The 2727-nt window shown below is 61.3% G+C and carries 3 protein-coding genes; all 3 read left to right on the top strand.

What is annotated here, in order from left to right; translation table 11 throughout:
- Positions 1–91: 91 nt before the first annotated feature.
- The 3 genes from tnpA (at position 92) to tnpC (ending at position 2607) form a co-directional block, all read left to right on the top strand.
- Positions 92–520, top strand: coding sequence for an IS66-like element accessory protein TnpA (gene tnpA, locus ACOI1H_RS24660; RefSeq protein ID WP_422440887.1), 429 nt, complete (start codon positions 92–94; stop codon positions 518–520).
- Positions 517–870, top strand: coding sequence for an IS66 family insertion sequence element accessory protein TnpB (gene tnpB / locus ACOI1H_RS24655; protein WP_422440885.1), 354 nt, complete (start codon positions 517–519; stop codon positions 868–870). Before tnpA ends, tnpB begins: the two co-directional genes overlap by 4 nt.
- Positions 871–933: 63 nt before the next feature.
- Entirely contained in the window at positions 934–2607 is a 1674-nt protein-coding gene (gene tnpC, locus ACOI1H_RS24650) for an IS66 family transposase (protein ID WP_422440884.1), read from the top strand.
- The last annotated feature ends 120 nt before the right edge of the window (positions 2608–2727 follow it).

Genomic DNA, 2727 nt, shown 5'->3' with positions numbered 1-2727 from the left:
GTAAGCGCCGTCCCCGTCCCATTGATTTCCACGGTTCCGTTACGCTGGTGGAGCAGCGAGTTTCCTTCTGAGATTTCAGAAGGAGATGGCAATGGCGGACGGCGGGGATGGGTTTGATGGCTGCATTGAGGTTTTGCCGCGAACGCGGGGATATCGACGCTGGCCGGATGAGGTGAAAGCCCGGATCGTGGCAGAGAGCTTTCAGCCTGGCGTGCGGGTCGTGGATATTGCCCGGCGGCATGGTCTGGTCGCGCATCAGCTGTCGGATTGGCGCCGGCAGGCTCGCTTGGGTAAGTTGGTTCTGTCGGCGGACGCCATGTCCGGAGTTTTGTCAGGTGTTTTACCGGCCTTCGTGCCGTTGTCTGTAGAAGATGAGAGTGTCGGTTTGTCAGTAGATGCCGGACCGATGTGCGGGGTCATCACTATCGAGATGGGTGGCGACTTCGTGCTGCGGGTGCCGGGCGATGTTCCGGCAGAGCGGGCAGCAGCGATGGCGCATGCATTGCGGGGGTTGGCATGATCGTCGCGGGACAGCGTCAGTCGATCCTGATTGCGACACGTCCGGTGGACTTCCGCTGCGGGCATCGGGCGCTGGCACTGATCGTGCAGACCGAGCTGAAGCTGGATCCGCATTCAGGGGTGACGATCGTGTTCCGTTCGAAACGCGGCGACAGATTGAAGATTTTGGTTTGGGACGGAACAGGTCTCGTGATGGTCTACAAGGTTTTGGAACAAGGCAACTTTGCCTGGCCGAAGGTTCAGGCCGGGACAATGCGGCTGTCGCGGGCCCAGTATGAGGCTTTGTTCGAAGGTCTGGACTGGCGCCGGATCGTTGCGCAGCGGGTCGCTCCACCCAGTGCAGCGGGATGATTTAATCAGCTGTTCTGGCGTTGTTTTATTGGCCTTTCCTGTTCGGATCGGCTATGAATCTGCATGTCGCAGCCCTTCGATCTCAGCCAGTTTCCAGACCTTCCATCCCAAGTGATGGAGGCATTTGCCGCACAGTCTGCAGCACTGGATGCAGCACGGTTTGAAGCCTCTGTCGAGCGTGCGGCCCGCCAGCATGAACAGGCTGTGGGGGTTGAGAAAGACGCCTTCATCACCGAACTGACGGCACTGATCGAAAAGCTGGAAGGTCAGGTCGGACAATACCGACATGCGAAGTTCGGGCCGAAATCGGAAAAGCTGGACCCCGCGCAACTCGAGCTGGCGCTGGAGGATCTGGAAGCCGCCATCGCGGAAACCCAGGAACAGATTGCCGCGGTCGAGGAGAAGATCGCGGCCAGCGAGACCGATCCCGAGAAGAAGGCGCCGCGCAAGAAGCGCAAGGCGCGCGCCTTGCCGGAACACCTGACGCGCGTCGAGCGCGTCATAGAGCCCGACAGCATCGTTTGCCCATGCGGTTGTGGGGACATGGTGCGGATTGGTGAGGATCGGGTCGATCGGCTGGATTACATCCCGGCGCGCTATCAGGTGATCGTCACGATCCGCCCGAAATACGCCTGCCCCAAGGGGCGCACGGGTGTGGTGCAGGCGAAAGCCCCGGCGCATCTTCTGGAGAGCAGCTGGCCCACCGAGGCGCTGCTGGCGCAGATCGCCGTGTCCAAGTATTCCGAACACATGCCGTTGAACCGGCAGGCGGTCGTTATGGCGCGGCTTGGTGTGCCGATCGACCGGTCGGTGCTGGCTGACTGGATGGGTCGGACGGGTGCATTGATCGCGCCGGTGGTCGACCACATGGCAGTGGCGCTGAAGCAGGGCAGCACGCGGCTCTATGTTGACGAGACGACAGCCCCGGTGCTGGACCCCGGGCGCGGAAAGACCAAGACCGGCTATCTGTGGGCGGTGTTGCGCGACGACCGCGGCTGGGGCGGCACCGCGCCGCCCGGCGTCGTGTTCCACTATCGACCCGGTCGAAAGGGTGAATACGCCGATGAGATCCTGGCCGACTTCAACGGCACGATCCAGGTTGATGCCTATGGTGCCTATACCCACCTTGCCACGCCAAAACGCACGGGTGGCGATCCGTTACGGCTGGCTTTCTGCTGGGCCCACGGACGGCGCAAGCTGATCAAGGCCAAACCGAAGAAGGGCTCACCCATCGTCGATGAGGCGCTGGTGCGCATCGCAGCACTCTACAAGGTCGAAGACGCGATCCGCGGATCAGCCCCCGATTATCGTCATGCGGTGCGTCAGGAGGTCTCCCGCCCTCTGGCGGATCAGTTCTTCGCCTGGCTGGCCGCACAGGCTGCGCGCGTCTCGCGCAAGTCAGAGCTTGGGGAGGCTATGGCCTACATGCTGCGTCGCGAAGAGGGCTTCCGATTATTCCTCGAAGATGGCCGGGTCGACATCGATTCAAACCTCGTCGAAAACGCAATCCGCAGCCCGGCCATGAACCGCCGCAACGCGCTTTTTGCCGGCCACGATGAGGGCGGCCGTTCCTGGGCGCGCTTCGCCAGCCTGATCGGATCCTGCAAGATGAACGGCGTCGAACCCTATGCCTACCTGCGCGACCTCTTCACCAAGCTCGCCAATGGCCATCTCCACAAGAATATAGATGATCTGATGCCATGGGCCTATGCGGTAGATGCCAAACCCTCACAATGAGCTCATCCGGGACTCCTCAGTAAGCTCATTGCGAGCAATCACGAGGGCGAAAATGTTAGCCGACATCGGCGCAAATCCAGCCTGCAAGCAAAATCCCAATGGGGCGAGAACGGCGCATAC

Source organism: Loktanella sp. DJP18, from assembly GCF_049310965.1.
GTDB lineage: Bacteria > Pseudomonadota > Alphaproteobacteria > Rhodobacterales > Rhodobacteraceae > Loktanella.
This window is presented reverse-complemented; position numbering and strand designations above follow the sequence as displayed.